General features: G+C 71.2%; 13 protein-coding genes and 1 tRNA gene. 10 read left to right on the forward strand and 4 right to left on the reverse strand.

Annotated features, from left to right (window positions below; all coding sequences use genetic code 11):
• Positions 1-52: 52 nt before the first annotated feature.
• From OJ997_RS07780 to OJ997_RS07820, 9 genes are all read left to right on the forward strand, one after another.
• Positions 53-733: a (Fe-S)-binding protein gene (locus tag OJ997_RS07780; protein ID WP_270024504.1), complete on the forward strand. Its 681-nt coding sequence runs from the start codon at positions 53-55 to the stop codon at positions 731-733.
• Positions 730-2106, forward strand: coding sequence for a lactate utilization protein B (locus OJ997_RS07785; protein ID WP_270024505.1), 1377 nt, complete (start codon positions 730-732; stop codon positions 2104-2106). The genes OJ997_RS07780 and OJ997_RS07785 overlap by 4 nt, the downstream gene beginning before the upstream one ends.
• Complete coding sequence (locus tag OJ997_RS07790) at positions 2087-2689, forward strand: LutC/YkgG family protein (protein ID WP_270024506.1); 603 nt, start codon at positions 2087-2089, stop codon at positions 2687-2689. Before OJ997_RS07785 ends, OJ997_RS07790 begins: the two co-directional genes overlap by 20 nt.
• A 17-nt stretch (positions 2690-2706) precedes the next feature.
• A tRNA-Arg gene (locus OJ997_RS07795) sits at positions 2707-2778 on the forward strand.
• 24 nt (positions 2779-2802) lie between these two features.
• Positions 2803-4884 (forward strand): hypothetical protein, encoded by a 2082-nt coding sequence (locus OJ997_RS07800; RefSeq protein WP_270024507.1) that lies wholly within the window; start codon positions 2803-2805, stop codon positions 4882-4884.
• Between the two features lie 35 nt (positions 4885-4919).
• Positions 4920-5573: a hypothetical protein gene (locus OJ997_RS07805; RefSeq protein WP_270024508.1), complete on the forward strand. Its 654-nt coding sequence runs from the start codon at positions 4920-4922 to the stop codon at positions 5571-5573.
• A 44-nt stretch (positions 5574-5617) separates the two neighbouring features.
• Positions 5618-6364 carry a hypothetical protein gene (locus tag OJ997_RS07810; protein ID WP_270024509.1) on the forward strand — a complete coding sequence of 249 codons (747 nt, stop codon included), beginning with the start codon at positions 5618-5620 and terminating at the stop codon, positions 6362-6364.
• Between the two features lie 32 nt (positions 6365-6396).
• A complete protein-coding gene (locus OJ997_RS07815) occupies positions 6397-6669 on the forward strand; it encodes an ArsR/SmtB family transcription factor (RefSeq protein WP_270024543.1) in 273 nt (90 codons plus the stop codon).
• A complete protein-coding gene (locus tag OJ997_RS07820) occupies positions 6666-7052 on the forward strand; it encodes a VOC family protein (protein ID WP_270024510.1) in 387 nt (128 codons plus the stop codon). The genes OJ997_RS07815 and OJ997_RS07820 overlap by 4 nt, the downstream gene beginning before the upstream one ends.
• Here OJ997_RS07820 and OJ997_RS07825 read toward each other — a convergent pair.
• Complete coding sequence (locus OJ997_RS07825; protein WP_270024511.1) at positions 7049-7885, reverse strand: hypothetical protein; 837 nt, start codon at positions 7883-7885, stop codon at positions 7049-7051. The genes OJ997_RS07820 and OJ997_RS07825 overlap by 4 nt on opposite strands.
• 55 nt (positions 7886-7940) lie before the next feature.
• Positions 7941-10715: a M14 family metallopeptidase gene (locus OJ997_RS07830; protein WP_270024544.1), complete on the reverse strand. Its 2775-nt coding sequence runs from the start codon at positions 10713-10715 to the stop codon at positions 7941-7943.
• 187 nt (positions 10716-10902) lie between these two features.
• Between OJ997_RS07830 and OJ997_RS07835 the strand changes: the two genes are divergently transcribed.
• Positions 10903-11805, forward strand: coding sequence for a TolB-like translocation protein (locus OJ997_RS07835; protein WP_270024512.1), 903 nt, complete (start codon positions 10903-10905; stop codon positions 11803-11805).
• On the opposite strand, the gene OJ997_RS07840 is transcribed toward OJ997_RS07835, so the two are convergent.
• Together OJ997_RS07840 and OJ997_RS07845 are read right to left on the reverse strand one after the other, a co-directional pair.
• Positions 11802-13346, reverse strand: a complete 1545-nt coding sequence (locus OJ997_RS07840; RefSeq protein ID WP_270024513.1) for an aldehyde dehydrogenase family protein — start codon at positions 13344-13346, stop codon at positions 11802-11804. The two genes, OJ997_RS07835 and OJ997_RS07840, sit on opposite strands and share 4 nt — an antisense overlap.
• Positions 13346-14656, reverse strand: coding sequence for a proline dehydrogenase family protein (locus OJ997_RS07845; RefSeq protein ID WP_270024514.1), 1311 nt, complete (start codon positions 14654-14656; stop codon positions 13346-13348). The genes OJ997_RS07840 and OJ997_RS07845 overlap by 1 nt, the downstream gene beginning before the upstream one ends.
• Positions 14657-14716 lie beyond the last annotated feature (60 nt).

Here is a 14716-nt window from a genome sequence, read left to right on the forward strand (position 1 = left end):
TGCGGTTGATTTCGGGCTCCTCTGTGATCGTTAGTGTGCCGAGACGGTACCGATGAAGGTCGCGCTTTTCATCACCTGTTTCAACGACACGCTGTTTCCCGGAGCGGGAAAGGCGGTCGTGACCCTGCTTCAGCGGCTGGGCTGCGAGGTCGAATTTCCCCTGGAACAGACGTGCTGCGGCCAAATGCACGTCAACTCCGGGTACGAGCACGAGGCCTCTGGATTGCATGACCGGTTTGCGCGCGTGTTCGCGGACTACGACGCGGTCGTTTCACCATCGGCGTCCTGTACCGCTCACGTTCGTGAGCGAATCGAGTCGGTTGGCGGCAAGGTGTTCGAGTTGACCGAGTTCCTGATCGATCAGCTCGGGGTCGTGGACGTCGGAGCGTCGTTCCCCCATCGGGTCACCTTCCACCCCACCTGCCACTCCCTCCGACTGCTCAACGTCGGCGACCGGCCGCTGCGCCTGCTGCGCGAGGTGCGCGGCATCGACCTGGTCGAGCTGGACGGCGCGCGCGAGTGCTGCGGGTTCGGCGGCACCTTCGCGATCAAGAACGCGGACACGTCGATGGCGATGCTCTCCGACAAGGTCCGCCACGTGCTGGATACCCGCGCGGAGGTGTGCACGTCGGCGGACACGTCGTGCCTGATGCACATCGGCGGCGCGCTCTCGCGCGGGCGCACGGGCGTGCGCACCATGCACATCGCCGAGATCCTGGCGGCGCAAGAATGAGCTTCCAGAGCGCCGCGAAGGTCACTTTGAAAGACGCCCAGCTGCGGCGGAACATCGGCAAGGCGACGACGCTGATCCGCGAGAAGCGGCTGCGCGCGGTCGCCGAGGTGCCGGACTGGGAGCCGCTGCGCGACGCCGGCGAGGCGATCAAGGCGCACACCATGGCGACGCTGCCGGAGCAGCTGGAGAAGCTCGAGGCCGCGGTGACCGCGGCCGGCGGCGTGGTCCACTGGGCGCGCGACGGCGCGGAGGCCAACGCGATCGTCGCCTCGATCGCCAAGCGGGTCGGCACGGACGAGGTCATCAAGGTCAAGTCGCTCGCCACGGACGAGATCGAGATGAACGAGGCGCTCGAGGCCGAGGGCATCCACGCGCTGGAGACGGACCTCGCGGAGCTGATCGTCCAGCTCAACCCGGAAGACAAGCAGTCGCACATCCTCGTGCCGGCGATCCATCGCAATCGCGCCGAGATCCGCACCCTGTTCGAACAGACGATCGCGCAAGGGCAATCATTGGGGAACGAGGCGTCGGCGATCGCCGAGGCCGCGCGGCTGCACCTGCGCAACAAGTTCCTGACCGTGCCGATGGCGGTGTCGGGCGCGAACTTCGGGATCGCCGAGACGGGCACGATCGGCGTCGTCGAGTCGGAGGGCAACGGGCGCATGTGCCTGACGATGCCCCGCGTCCTGGTCACGCTGATGGGGATCGAGAAGGTGCTGCCGGCGTGGCAGGACCTCGAGGTGTTCCTGCAGCTGCTGCCGCGGTCGTCGACCGCCGAGCGGATGAACCCGTACACGTCGCTGTGGACGGGGGTTCGTCCTGGGGACGGGCCGCAGGAGTTCCACCTGATCCTGCTCGACGGCGGGCGGACGAACGTGCTCGCCGACGAGGTCGGGCGTGCAGCGCTGCACTGCATCCGCTGCTCGGCGTGCCTGAACGTGTGCCCCGTGTACGAGCGGGTCGGCGGGCAGGCCTACGAGTCCGTCTATCCCGGCCCGATCGGCGCCATCCTGACGCCGCAGCTGAACGGGCTGGGCAGTGCGCCTTCGCTGCCGTGGGCGTCGTCGCTGTGCGGCGCGTGCTACGAGGTCTGCCCGGTGAAGATCGACATCCCGTCGATCCTCATCCACCTGCGCGGGCGCGTCGTGCGCGAGGAGAAGTCGCGGTTGACCCCGGAGGCGCTGGCGATGAAGGGCATGGCCGCGGCGTTCAGCACGCGCCGGCGTTACGAGGCGGCGCAGCGGCTGGCGAAGCTCGGCCGCGGGCCGATCGTCAAGGCCGCGCTCCCGGGCTGGACCGCGATGCGGGACCTGCCCGAGCCGCCCAAGGAGACGTTCCGGGACTGGTGGAAGCGTGAGCACGGCGAAGGCTGACATCCTCGCCCGGGTGCGGGGCGCGCTGGGTCCGTCGCCCGTGGTGCCGGAGATCCCGCGCACGTACCGGCTCGCCGGGACCTTGGTGCGTGACGCCGCCGTCGTCGACTTGTTCTGCGAGACCGTGTCCGAGTACAAGGCGACCGTCCATCGCGTCGCCGAATCCGCGCTGCCGGACAAGGTTCGAGCCATCCTCGGCGAAGGGCTCCGGGTCGGCGTGCCGGCCGGGTTCCGTGACCTCGGACTCCCGGTGATCGAGGACCGCGGCCTGTCCGTGGCGGAGCTGGACGAGCTCGACGCGGTGGTCACGGGCAGCGCGCTGGCGATCGCCGACACCGGCACGATCGTGCTCGTCTCCGGGGAGAACTCGGGTCGGCGGGCTTTGACGCTGGTGCCCGATCACCACGTGTGCCTGGTCGCCGCGTCCTCGGTCGTGCCGTCCGTGCCGGACGCGATCGCGGCTTTGGGACCGGACGCACCGATCACGTTGGTGAGTGGGCCGAGCGCCACGTCGGACATCGAGCTGGACCGCGTCGAGGGCGTGCACGGGCCGCGCAGGCTCGACGTCGTCGTCTTCGGTTGACGTACGCTCACCGCGTGCAGCGCGTAGCTCAGCAGTAGAGCACCGGGCTTCGGACCCGGAGGGCGCAGGGGCAGGACCTGCCGCGCTGGTTGTCGGTTGATGACAGATATCCGTTGGCGCAGCTCGCGAAGGCGATCGCCGCCGAGGACCCGGGCCGGACCGAGCGGTGGCTGTCCGTGCTGCGCGGGATGGCGAGCGGCACCCTGAAGATCGGCTCGCGCGCGCCCGTGAAGGACCTGCCCGCGTGGGTGACCCCGGAGGTCATGCGCGGCGGGTTCGCGACGGGGCGCCCCGCCGCCGGACCGGGCGACGAGGGCGAGTGGCTGCGCGCGCTGACCGACCCGGGCCTGAACGAGCTCAGCGGTCTGCTCGACTCCGGCGCCTACCGCGTGCCGCTGCCCGAGCACGCGGCGCTGCTCGTCGTGGCGTGGCTCGTCGACGCCGGGGCGATGGACGCCGCCACGCAGCTCGTCGCCGAGCTCGCGCCGTACGCGGGCAAGCTGCGCTTCCTGCCCGAGCCCGCGGCGCCCGACCCGACCGCGCGCGAGATCGTCTGGCGCCAGACCGCCGCGGAGACGCAGGCGCAGCTGGTCGCCAAGCGCCCCCAGTCGAGGGTGGCGGCGATGAACGCGACGCTCGCGGTCTGGAACCCGTACGCGGACCGGCTGCTCGACCACTGGCTCGAGACGGTTGTCGACGGCCGCGTCGCCGCGCACTTCCCGCCCGGCTGGGACGACCGCGGCCGCGCGCTGCTGGACCGCTTCCACGCGCTGTCGCGGGCGCACGTGCCGCCGCGCGGCCACCGCCACCGGAAGGAGAACGCGACGATCCTGCGGCACGCGATCGAGCGCGCGTTGCGCGACGAGCTGCGCGGGGCCGGCGCCACGCTGCCCGCGCCCGCGGACTCGCCATCCGACGCCACGTCGCCCGCCCCTGCGGACTCGCCATCCGGCGCGACGTCGCCTGCCCCCGCGGACTCGCCGCCGTGGAGCAATCGCCTCGCGCGGATCGCCGGCGCGGCTCGGACCCCGTGGCCGGCCGCGCGCGTCGGGCCCGTCATCTCGGTCGCGTTGCTGCAGCACGTCGTCGACGCGATGCTCGCCAAGCGCGGCACGCCCGGCAGCGAGCGCAATGTCGCCGTGCGCGCCGAGCAGGCGGCGGTCGCCGCCCGGCCGATGCACCATGCGCTGGCGCGGGTCGTGGCCGCGCGGCTCGGGGAGGCGGCGCCCGCCCGCGGCATCGACTCGACGGACGCGTTCCTCTCCCCCATCGACGGCACGCCCGTGCCGAGCTCGCTGCGGGCCGTGGTCGAGCGCGCGCTCGCCGGGACGCCGGACGCGCTGCTCGAGCGCGGCGTGGTCCCCTCCGCCGAGGTGCTCGCCGAGCTCGTGCCGCGGCTCGCCGCCGCGACCGTCGCCGGCGCGTACGAGGACGAGCGCCTCGCCGAGCTGATGGCGGCGAACTACGAGGCGTTCCGGCGCCGGCGCACGCTGCTGCTCACCGACCTCGAGCACCAGGTCGGCGTCGACGAGCTGCCGTGGGTGCGGGCCGTCGCGCCGTACCGTCGCGGCGGTGCCGGAAGCGAGGCGAAGGCGACGTTCGTGCGGCTCGGCGAGCTCGCGCTGGACGCGTTCCCGGCGACGATCATCCCGAACACGCTGCTCTCGGAGCTCGGAGCGCTCGCCCGCGAGGCCGACCTCGAGCTGCCGCTCGTCGAAGAGCTGGCCGCGGACATCTTCATGGGCAAGTTCAGCGCGAAGTTCGCTCGCGCGGCCCGGCTCGCCGACGACGTGCTCCGCGGCACGCTCTACCAGCGCTACTACCGGATCGATCCCGCCGCGCTCGACGGTGATTTCGCGCAGCTCTGCTATCGCCGCTCGCCACGACTGCACCAGGACCGCGTGAGCCCCGTCGTGTTCAACGGCCACGTGATCGAGCAGGCCCAGATCCTCACCACCCAGAACCTCGCCACGCTCGTCAGCGCGGGCGTGCAGCTGGACTACGACGCGGTCGCACGCCGCGCCGTCGAGCGCGCCCGCCGCCTGCGCGACCGCCGCAAGCTGGCCTTCGCGTGGCGCCAGATCGTCTTCTACCTGTCCTTCACCGACCACGAGGCGTTTGCCCGCGAGCACCTGCCCGGCACGCCCTTCCAGGACCTGCTCGAAGCGGACGAGCCGTTCCTCGGCTGGCGCTGATTGCTCGACAGCCCTTGCGGGTACCGGCGACGGCGATGAGAACGGCGCTGCTGGCCACGCTGTGCGCGCTCGCCCTCCCGGCGTGCGGTGACGGAGAGCAGGACGAGGCGGCGGCCGCGGGCGAGTTCCAGGCGGTGGAGAGCGCGCTGCTGGCGATCAGCGACTTCCCCGACGGCTGGACGGAGAGCGACCGCAGCACGGGCGACGACGACACGACGTGCGAAGGGATGGCGCTGGCGGAGAAGCGTCAGCGTGCGCGGAGCACGGCGCCGCGCTTTCAGGGCGAGCTCACGAGCAACGTCCTCACCCGCGTCTACCGGTTCGAAGACGAGGCTGTCGCGGGTGAGGTCGTCGACGCGCTCGGCGGAGCCGGCAACGCGAGCTGCATCGGCGAGGATCTCGGCCGCGCGGTCGCCGACGGCGAGGAGACCGTCGAGCTCGGCGAGCTCTCAGCCAAGCCGCTCAGCGTCGGCGACGGGCTCGGCGATGCCGCGGTGGCCACCCGCGTCACGATGCCGCTCCTCAGCGACGCGATCGATTCCCAGATCATCCTCGACTTCGTCTCGATCCGCACTGGGCGGGCGGTGGCGTTCGTCGCGTTCGTGCAGGGCGTCGAGCCGTTCGACGCCGCCCTGCGCAAGGACCTGCTCGCGCGGGCCGCGAAGCGCCTCGGCAACGCCAACGGTTGACCTCGCCGTTCCGCGCGCGGCGCTCACGGGTACTTGAGTGCGCTATGAGACGCGTCCTCGTCCTGCTGTCGCTCACCACGTTGCTCGCCGCCGCCGGCTGCGGCGGAGACGAACCCGAGGAACGTGCCGCCGAGCCGCCCGCGGCGACCGCCACCGCTACGGAAGCGGCGACGGAGACCGCCACCGCGACCGCGACCGAGACGCCGTCGGCTGCTTCCGGCGACGACGAGCAGGTCGCCGAGGCGTCCACGCTGAAGGCCGAGGACTTCCCCTCGGACTGGACGAGCGAGCCGCGCGACGGCGACGACACCGACTCCGGCTGCAAGGACTTCGAGGCCGCAAAGGCCGACGCCGCCGCGCGGGTCGACGCCGACGACTTCTCCAAGGGCCAGACCACGTTCGCCATCAACACGGTGTGGATCTACGAGGATGAGGCCGGGGCCACCGAGGCGTTCAAGTCGGTCGGCACCGAGAAGACGCGCGAGTGCTTCGCCGAGGCGCTCGCCAAGCAGCTGGCGGGCGAGAGCGACGGCCCCGAGGTCGGCGACGTCACCGAGCAGTACCTCGAGGTCGGTGAGGTCGGAGACGAGGTCGAGGCCGGCCGCGTGACGATCCCGCTCGAGACCGGCGGACAGTCGATCGACCTCGCGCTCGACCTCGTGTTCGCCCGCGCCGGCCGCGGCATCACGCTGCTGGGGTTCCTCGACGTGCAGGCGCCGTTCGCGGCCTCGCTCCGCGACGAGCTCACGAACAAGGCCGTGGACCGGCTCGCCGAGAACGCGGGCGCTTGACAGGCAAGTAGCGACTTGCCTATGGTGGACGCATCACGGACGTCTTCCACGCCCTCTCCGCCCCGGCGCGGCGAGCGATCCTCGACGAGCTGAGCGACCGCGACGGTCAGACGCTCTTCGAGCTCTGCTCGCGGCTGACGGCGAAGGGGCTGGGCATGTCGCGCCAGGCGGTCTCTCAGCACCTCGACGTGCTCGAGCAGGCCGGCCTGGTCAGCACGCGCAGGGACGGCCGCTACAAGTTCCACCACCTCGACACCGCGCCGCTGGACGAGATCGTGCGGCGTTGGAAGGAGCCCCGGCCATGAGGATCACCCTGACGAGCATCCTGGTCGACGACCAGAAGAAGGCGCTCGCGTTCTACACGGACGTGCTCGGCTTCGAGAAGCGGACCGAGATCCCGATGGGCGAGCACTCGTGGCTGACCGTGGGCTCGCCCGAGCAGCCCGGCGGCACCGAGATCTCGCTCGAGCCGGACGAGCACCCGGCGGCCGGGCCGTTCAAGGCGGCGCTCGCCGAGGACGGGATCCCGTTCACGTCCTTCGAGGTCGACGACGTGCACGCCGAGCACGAACGGCTGTCCGCGCTCGGCGTCACGTTCACTCAGGCCCCGACCAACGTCGGGCCCGTCACCACGGCCGTGCTCGACGACACGTGCGGGAACCTGATCCAGCTCCACTCCCCCAACTAGGAGCTGATCGCGCGCCAGCGGCGGGTGCCCGTGTCGCACGCGTCGGCGTCGTCCGGGCCGCCCGTGGCGAAGATGCGCAGGGTGCCCGAGGCGCGGTCGCTCTCCAGCTGCCCGCCGATCTGGATCGACTGCTCGAACGTGCCCGTGCCGAACGGGTCGTACTCGAACCCGGGCACCAGCTCGTCGGAGCCGAACGTGGTCGCGTCGTCGTTGAGCGCGACCGTGCCGATGTGGATGCCCTGCATGAAGCCCTCGGGATCGCAGTCGGTGCCGTAGCCCGAGAGCCACTCGACGCCGGTGCCGTCCTCGGTCAGGCGCACGGAGACGGGCTCGTCGTCGTCGGTCGAGCCCACGAACAGCGTGCCCGGGTCGCGCTCGGCGCGCAGCGTGCCGTCGAAGCGGCACCGGTCGTCGCGGTCCAGGCTCTCCGTGCGCAGGAGCGAGACCTTCAGCCGGGCGGAGTTCTCGCGCACGTTGGAGACGACGATCGAGCCGGTGTACTCGGCGTAGTCGCGGCGGGTGCCGAAGCGGCCCGTCAGCTTGCCGCGGAGCGTGCCGCGCTTGACCACGAGCGCGTTGCGGTCGCGCGTGTTGGCGCTCAGCGCGCCGCGCCGGGCCTTGACGTTGACGACCCAGCGGTACACGTAGTCGTCGCTGCAGCGCATCTCGACGCGCATGGTCAGCGAGCGCAGCTCGCGACCGTCGTCGGAGGTCTCGAAGACCGCGAGGTCCTCGTAGGGGTCGAACGCGCCGTAGCCGCGGTTCGCGTCCGCGGCGGCCGGCGTGAGGAGCGCCAGCAGGATGAGGAGGGTGAGCGTGAGGAGGCGTTTCATCACGCCACCCTCCTCGGTCAGGTCCCGCCCGACAATCGGGCGGGACCCCTGAGCTTTACGGGTTGCTTGTTGACAGGGTGAACGTCAGGGTCTTGCTGTACGTGCCCGTCCTGAGCGCGTCGTTGGCCTTGATCGCCTGCTTGAACGTGATCGTCACCGGGTCGTTCGTGACCGGAGCGGTCCACGCCGCCTTCGAGAACAGCACCTGCAGCGGCTCGGGCAGCGAGAACGCGCCGTTGGTCAGGTGGCCGGGGGCGCTGACCGAGAGCGCGGCGTCGCCCGCGGTCGAGATGACGTTGGCCGTCGTCGAGGCCTCGTACTCCTTCGGAACGCCCGGGACGAACGGCGGGAACTGCGCCGGCGTGCCGAGCACGAGGCTCAGCGTCGCCGGGACCGTGCCGCCCACGGTGCCGTTCTCACCGATCTGGACCGTGCTCGTGCGGTAGCTGTCCGCCGTCGCCGGGTTGGCCGGGTCATAGCCCGCCGGCTCGACGTTGCCCGCCGCGTCGACCGAGAACCACTTGAACGTCGTGGTCTTGTCCACCCACAGCGTCTCGCCCGGCTCGCGGAACTCCGTCTGCTTGTACCGCGGCGACTGCAGGGTCGGGCGCGTGCCGTCCGTCGTGTAGTAGACGGTGGCGGGCTCGCTCGTCTCGAACCTCATGCCCGTCGGCGAGTCGTACTGGCGGCCGCCGGGCAGCAGCGAGGACGTTGCCGGTGCCTTGTCGCGACCGAAGTCCGCGGCGATCCGGAACATCTCGATGATGCCGTTCGAGTACTCCATCGTCTCGCTGTGGCCGCTGACGAGGTCGGGCTGACCGACCCACGGCGGCTGGAACGAGCCGCCCTGCCAGTTGCCGGTGGCCGGGTTGTAGACCGACCCGCCAACCTCCCAGCCGAACGCGAAGATGCCGTAGTTGAAGTACATGTCCTCGCGCACGTTGCCCGCGGACGAGTACAGGACGTCGGACGAGCCGCCGACGTTCTCCGGCGTGACCACGGTCTGCCTCGATGTGGCCCGCACCTGCGACAGGATCCGGTTCGCGGACTGCCAGTAGAACGACTCGTGCCCGAGCGGCGGCCGCGGCGTGGTGATGCGCCCGTCGGCGATGTACGCGCCCGGTTGCCAGAACAGCTGGCCGCCGTTGGAGTGCACGGACATCATGAACTTGATGTTGCGGTTGTTCTCGACGAGCCAGATCGCGTTCTTGGCCTCGGGCTCGGACAGCTTCGCCGGGCCCTGGAACGTGTCGCTGGTGCAGCTCTCGGACGCGCCGTCGTAGCCGTCGAAGCCGGAGCCGACGCGGTAGTTGCGGTTGAGGTCCACGCCCCAGGCGTTGCGGCGACCGGGGTCGGCGTCCGTGTCCGGGCAGTGGTTGGTCATGTTCCGGCGCTGGGACGCGAAGTTGTAGAACGAGTAGTTCGCGCCGTCCGGGTTGTTGACGGGGACCAGGAAGATGTCGGTGTTCTCGACGATGTCCTTGATCGCGTCGTTGGTCTTGTAGTTGCGCACGAGCCGCTCGGCGGTCTCGAGCGTGATCGTCATCGGCACCCACTCACGCGCGTGGTCGGACGCCTGGATCAGCACGCCGGGCTTGGAGCCGTCACGGTGCTTGCCGATCCGCAGCGCGCGGATCGTGTACGGCCCACGTGGCACCTCGCCGGCGGGCGCACCTGTGCGCTTCTGGTCGAGGAAGTCGGTGAGGACCACCGGGGCCGCCGTCGCCGGCACGATGCCCGTGCCGAGGTTCGCCCGGTACGGATGCGCGCGGTCGATCAGCGTCGGCGCGCCCGCCTCGATCGCGGCCGCGACCTGCGCCGCGGTGCTCGAGACCGCGCCGGCCGCGTTCTTGGCGAGCAGCACGCGCACGCTGCGGTCGATGACCTCGACCGAGAGCGGCAGATCGCTGCCCGGCCGGTTGACCATCTCCACCGTGATCCCGTTGCCGCCCTCGTGGCCCCAGGCGGCGGAGCTGACGACGACCGCCGAGTTCGCGGCCGTGCCGGTCGTGGAGCCGACGGTCGCCTGCGCCTTGCGCTGGTAGCCGTTCGTCTTGTACGGCATCGCCACGATCTCGGCGATGTCCGGGTACTGCTGCGCCATTTCCTCGAAGCGCCCGTACAGCTGCTGCGGCGTCTTGTAGTCGTCGACGAAGTCCGCCTTGAACTCCGGGTCCGCCGTGAGCGGCGTGACGTCCTGCAGCCAGTCGGACACCTTGCCGATGGCGACGCCGTCCGCGACCCCGTTGATCGTCGACGTGACGCGGATGCGATCCGGGCGTTTGTCGATGTCGACCTTGAACAGGTTGCGGTGGAACATGTACTCGCCCGAGTCCACGAAGCGGCTCATCGTCCGCGGCGACACGAACGCCGTCTCCGCTCCCGTGTCGCTCTCGAGCGTCATCCCGACGATCGGGTTGGTCTGCGCGCCTTTGGTCGTGCGCGCCTCCACGTACAGGAACCCCTGTCCCTTCGTGGAGAAGAAGTCCGCGCGCACGACGCGCACGGTCGGCGCCGGCGGCGCCAGCAGGCTGTCCGCGGCGACCGTGTTGGCCTTCGCGAGGCTCCACCGGAACTCCTGACCGGGTTCCAGGATCTTCGCGCCCATCGCGGCGAGCTGCAGCTCCTGCGCCCGCGTGACGTGCATGTCGGCCTCGATGCCGTCCGGCACCCGCTCGATGCCGTGGTCGAGGTCGAAGCCCGCGTTCTGCGCCTCCGCGAGCATCACGGCGCCGTCCAACTTCACCCGCACGGTCTTGGTCGGCTCCGGGTCCTGCGCGAATGCCGGAGCACTCCCGCCCAACACGCCCACCGATAAAACGGCAAGCACCAGCAAACGGCTGCGCGTACGCGCCATCACTGCCCCCCATCCCTATTGGCCCCCAATTGATCGAGCCCGCTCCCCTCCAACCGTCCAGGGCCCGATCGGCCGGATCATACGACCGGCTCTCATCTGAGGTCAATAATCGGTTACCGCGCAGACACCGTTCGGGTGAGTACCCTGCGGCTGGTCAAGGATGATGAAACGCGCCTCACTACTCGGGCTCGCGCTGTTGGCGGGCTGCGGCGGCTCCTCGCGGCCTGCGCCCGACCCGTTCGCGCCGGTGCCCGGGCCGCGCGTCGACGGGAAGGTGTTGATGCTCTGCGGCCCCAAGCCGGACAGGACGCTCGACGTCTACTCGCTCGAGGATGGCGTCCTGCAGCGACTGACCGCCAGCCGAGAAGGCAGCGGCGTGAACTCGTTCGACGTGCATGGCGAGACGATCGCGCTCTCGCGTGACGGCTGGCCGGAGTTCTGGGGCCTTGTCGGCGACGTCACCACGCTCGGCCCGGTGCCGCTGGCGAGGGGCACGAGCGTCGGTGAGGCCCACAACGTGGCCTTGCGCGACGATCACACGATCGCCTTCGCGCGGCGGGTGGTGGGCCGGGGCGACCTGATCAACTACGCGATCTACATCAAGCGGCTCGGCTCTCCCGCCAGGCGCGTTGCGACCTACCGGTCCGTGTGGGACCTGCAATGGGTGCGCGGCCGGCTCACCGCTCGCGCCACCCTGCCCAGATCACGTTCGGCGCTCGTCACGGACGTGGGCGGCAAGCGCAAGCGCACGATCCACTTGAAGGGCGAGTCGCGCTACTCGATCGGCGCGGCGGCGATTGCCGCCGACGGGCGGCTGGCCTACACGGACACCCACGTCGGCGATCGCGCGCTCATCTGGTTCGTCAGCCCCGGCGGCAAGCACCTGCGGTCGTTCGCGACGCGCTGGTTCCCGACCGCCTGGACCCCGGACGGCAAGCGGGTGCTCGTCACGCGCGCCCGGGGTTCCCGGACGACGCTCGGGATGATGAACCCGAGGACCGGCCGCGTGAAGGAGATCGGGCCGGTCCCGTGCGGGTACGCGTTCGGGTTCAGGTGGCGCTAGACGACGAGGCCGTGGCGCACGGTGTTCTCGGTCACCGCGCGGGCCTCGACGAACTGCAGCAGGTAGTCCGGGCCGCCCGCCTTCGGGCCGGTGCCGGACAGGCGCCCGCCGCCGAACGGCTGGCGGCCGACCATCGCGCCCGTGATCTCACGGTTGATGTAGAGGTTGCCGACTGGGGTGCGGTCGGAGACGTACTCGATCGTGCGCGGTGAGCGGCTGAAGAGGCCGCCGGTGAGGGCGAAGCCGCCGGCGTCGACGAGGTCGCAGGCGTGCTCGACGTTGTCGACCGTCTCCAGCGACAGGACCGGGCCGAAGATCTCCTCCTGGATGACCTTGTGGTCGGCCGGGAGGCCGTGGAAGAGGGTCGGGGCGACGTAGAAGCCGTCGTCGCGGGTGTCGCCCTGGGCGAGCGGTCGCGCGCTGTCGACGTAGCCCTGGATCCGCTGCTGGGCGGCGATGTCGATCACGGGCGGGACGTCGGTGCCGAAGTCCGCTGCCGGGCCGACGCGCAGGGTGCTGATCGCACCCGCGAGCCGCTCGGCCAGCTCGTCGGCGACCGCCTTGTGGATCAGCGCGCGCGAGGCGGCGGAGCACTTCTGGCCGGCGAACGCGAACGCGGACTTGAGCAGGCCGGGGACGACGTCGTCGAGGTCGGCGTCGGAGTCGACGATGATGGCGTTCTTGCCGCCCATCTCGGCGATGACCTTCTTGATGTGGCGCTGGCCCGGGACGAACGTGTTGGCCGTCTGCAGGATGTTCAGGCCGGCGGCGCAGGAGCCGGTGAAGACGATCGTGTGGATGCGCGGGTCGGCGACGAGCGCCTTGCCCGGCTCGTCCCCACCCGGGAGGAAGCTGAGCGCCTCGAGCGGGACGCCGCCGGCGTGCAGCGCGTCGACGACGGCCTTCGCGCACGCCGGGGCCTGCTCGGCGGGCTTGAGGATCACCGCGTTGCCGGTCGCGAGCGCGGCGGAGACCATGCCGGCGGCGATCGCCAGCGGGAAGTTCCACGGCGCGATCACGCCGGTGATGCCGCGGGCGACGTAGCGCATCGCGTTGCGCTCACCCGGCATCTGGATCAGCGGGCGGCCACCGTCGAGCGCGAGCGCGCCCTGGGCGTAGTACTCGAGGAAGTCGATCGCCTCGGCGACGTCGCCGTCGGCCTCCGCCCACGGCTTGCCGGCCTCGCGGACGGCGAGCGCGGCGAGCTCGTAACGGCGGCTGCGCAGGATGCCGGCGGCGCGGGAGAGCGCGGCGGCGCGCTCGCTCGCGGGACGCTGGGACCAGACCTTCTGGCCGCGCTCCGCCGCGGTGATCGCGTCGCCGACGTGCGCGGCGGTCGCGGCGTGCGCGTTGGCGACGACGGTCGCGGGCGCGCTCGGGTCCACCGAGGAGAAGACCTGGCCCTGGACCACGTCCTCACCGATCAGCATCGGCACCTCGAGCGGGAGCTTGGCGTCCAGCGCAGCGAGGGCGGCGAGCGCCTCGTTGCGGACGGTGCTGCGGCGCAGCTCGAGCAGCGGCTCGTTGCGGAAGGTGTTCATCACGGGGCCTCGAGGAGCTCGGCGGTGTCGGTGCCGCTCGCGTGGGCGGCGAGGAAGGAGTCGTTGGCGGTGTTCTCGAGCAGGCGGCGCACGAGGTAGGCCATGCCGGCGACGAGGTCGCCGACCGGGCAGTACGCGCGGACCTGGCGGCCCGTGGCGGCGATCGCGGCCTGCGTGTCGTCGCCGAGGCCGCGGAGGATCTGGAACTCGAGGTCGGCGTTGCCGACCCCACGCGCGTCGGCGTAGGCCGCGGCGTGCGAGATCGAGCGCAGGTTGTGCGAAGCGATGGCCACGCGGACGGTCGGCGTGGCGTCGATGAGGCGACGCGTCAGCTGCTCGAAGTTGCGGTCGCACTCGCGGCGGTCGGTGAAGACCGGCGGCGCCCAGCCGTTCTGCGCCGCCTGGACGACTTCATGGTCCCAGTAGGCGCCCTTGACCAGGCGGATCACGAACGGGTGCGTGCGCGGCGTGCGCTCGGCCCAGTCGAGCAGGTGGTCCAGGTGCTCGGGCGACTCGACCAGGTACGCCTGCAGCACGATGCCGGCGCTCGGGCCGTCGGCGAACTCGGGCTGGCTGAGCAGGTCCAGCGTGAGCTCGGTGATTGCCTCGCGCGTGTCGAAGGACTCCATGTCGACGTGCAGGTGCGCGCCGACCTCCTTCGCGACCCGCAGCAGGTGCTCCAGGCGCGGGCGGGCGCCTTCGATGCCGCGCTCGGGCGCGGTCGGGCGCAGCAGCGGGGTGAGCGCGGAGACCTTGACCGAGAGGTTGACCTGGCCGGGCTTGGTGGCGGCGCCGGCGAGCGCGCGGAGGGTCTCCTCGCAGCGCCGCATGTAGACGTCGGCCTCAGTCTCGGAGACGGTGGCCTCGCCGAGCAGGTCGACGGTCGTCTCGACCCCGTGCTTCCAGAGCTTGGTGATCTCGGGGAGCGCGTCCTTGGCGTCCTCCCCCACGATGAACTGCTGCGCCATGCGCTTGACGCCCGCACCGGCGACGGCGGCGATCGGCCGGCGCGCGAGCGGGCGGCCGGTGAAGGTCGATGCGCGCTGGGCGGTCTTCGACTCGGCCTCCTCCAGGAACTCGTGGAGGTGACGGATCAGGTCAGCGGGCGTGTCGCACGCCGGGCGCACGTCCACGAAGCGGAACAGCGCCGCGCGCAGCGCCGGGTCCTTCATCAGCATCTCGGTCATCCGCTGCTCGACCCGAGCGGTCGAGACGAGCCGCGGGCGCGGCATCCGCGCGGCGAGATCGGTCCCGATCTCCTTGATGGGGCGCTCCAGGTCCATCGGGCGCTCTTGGGTCGTTGCGGCCATACCCGGAATCCTCGCGTCAGCGCCCATATCCCGGGGGTACCCGCCGTCGCGTCATTGCGG

This window comes from Solirubrobacter phytolaccae (genome assembly GCF_027587195.1).
Taxonomy (GTDB): domain Bacteria; phylum Actinomycetota; class Thermoleophilia; order Solirubrobacterales; family Solirubrobacteraceae; genus Solirubrobacter; species Solirubrobacter phytolaccae.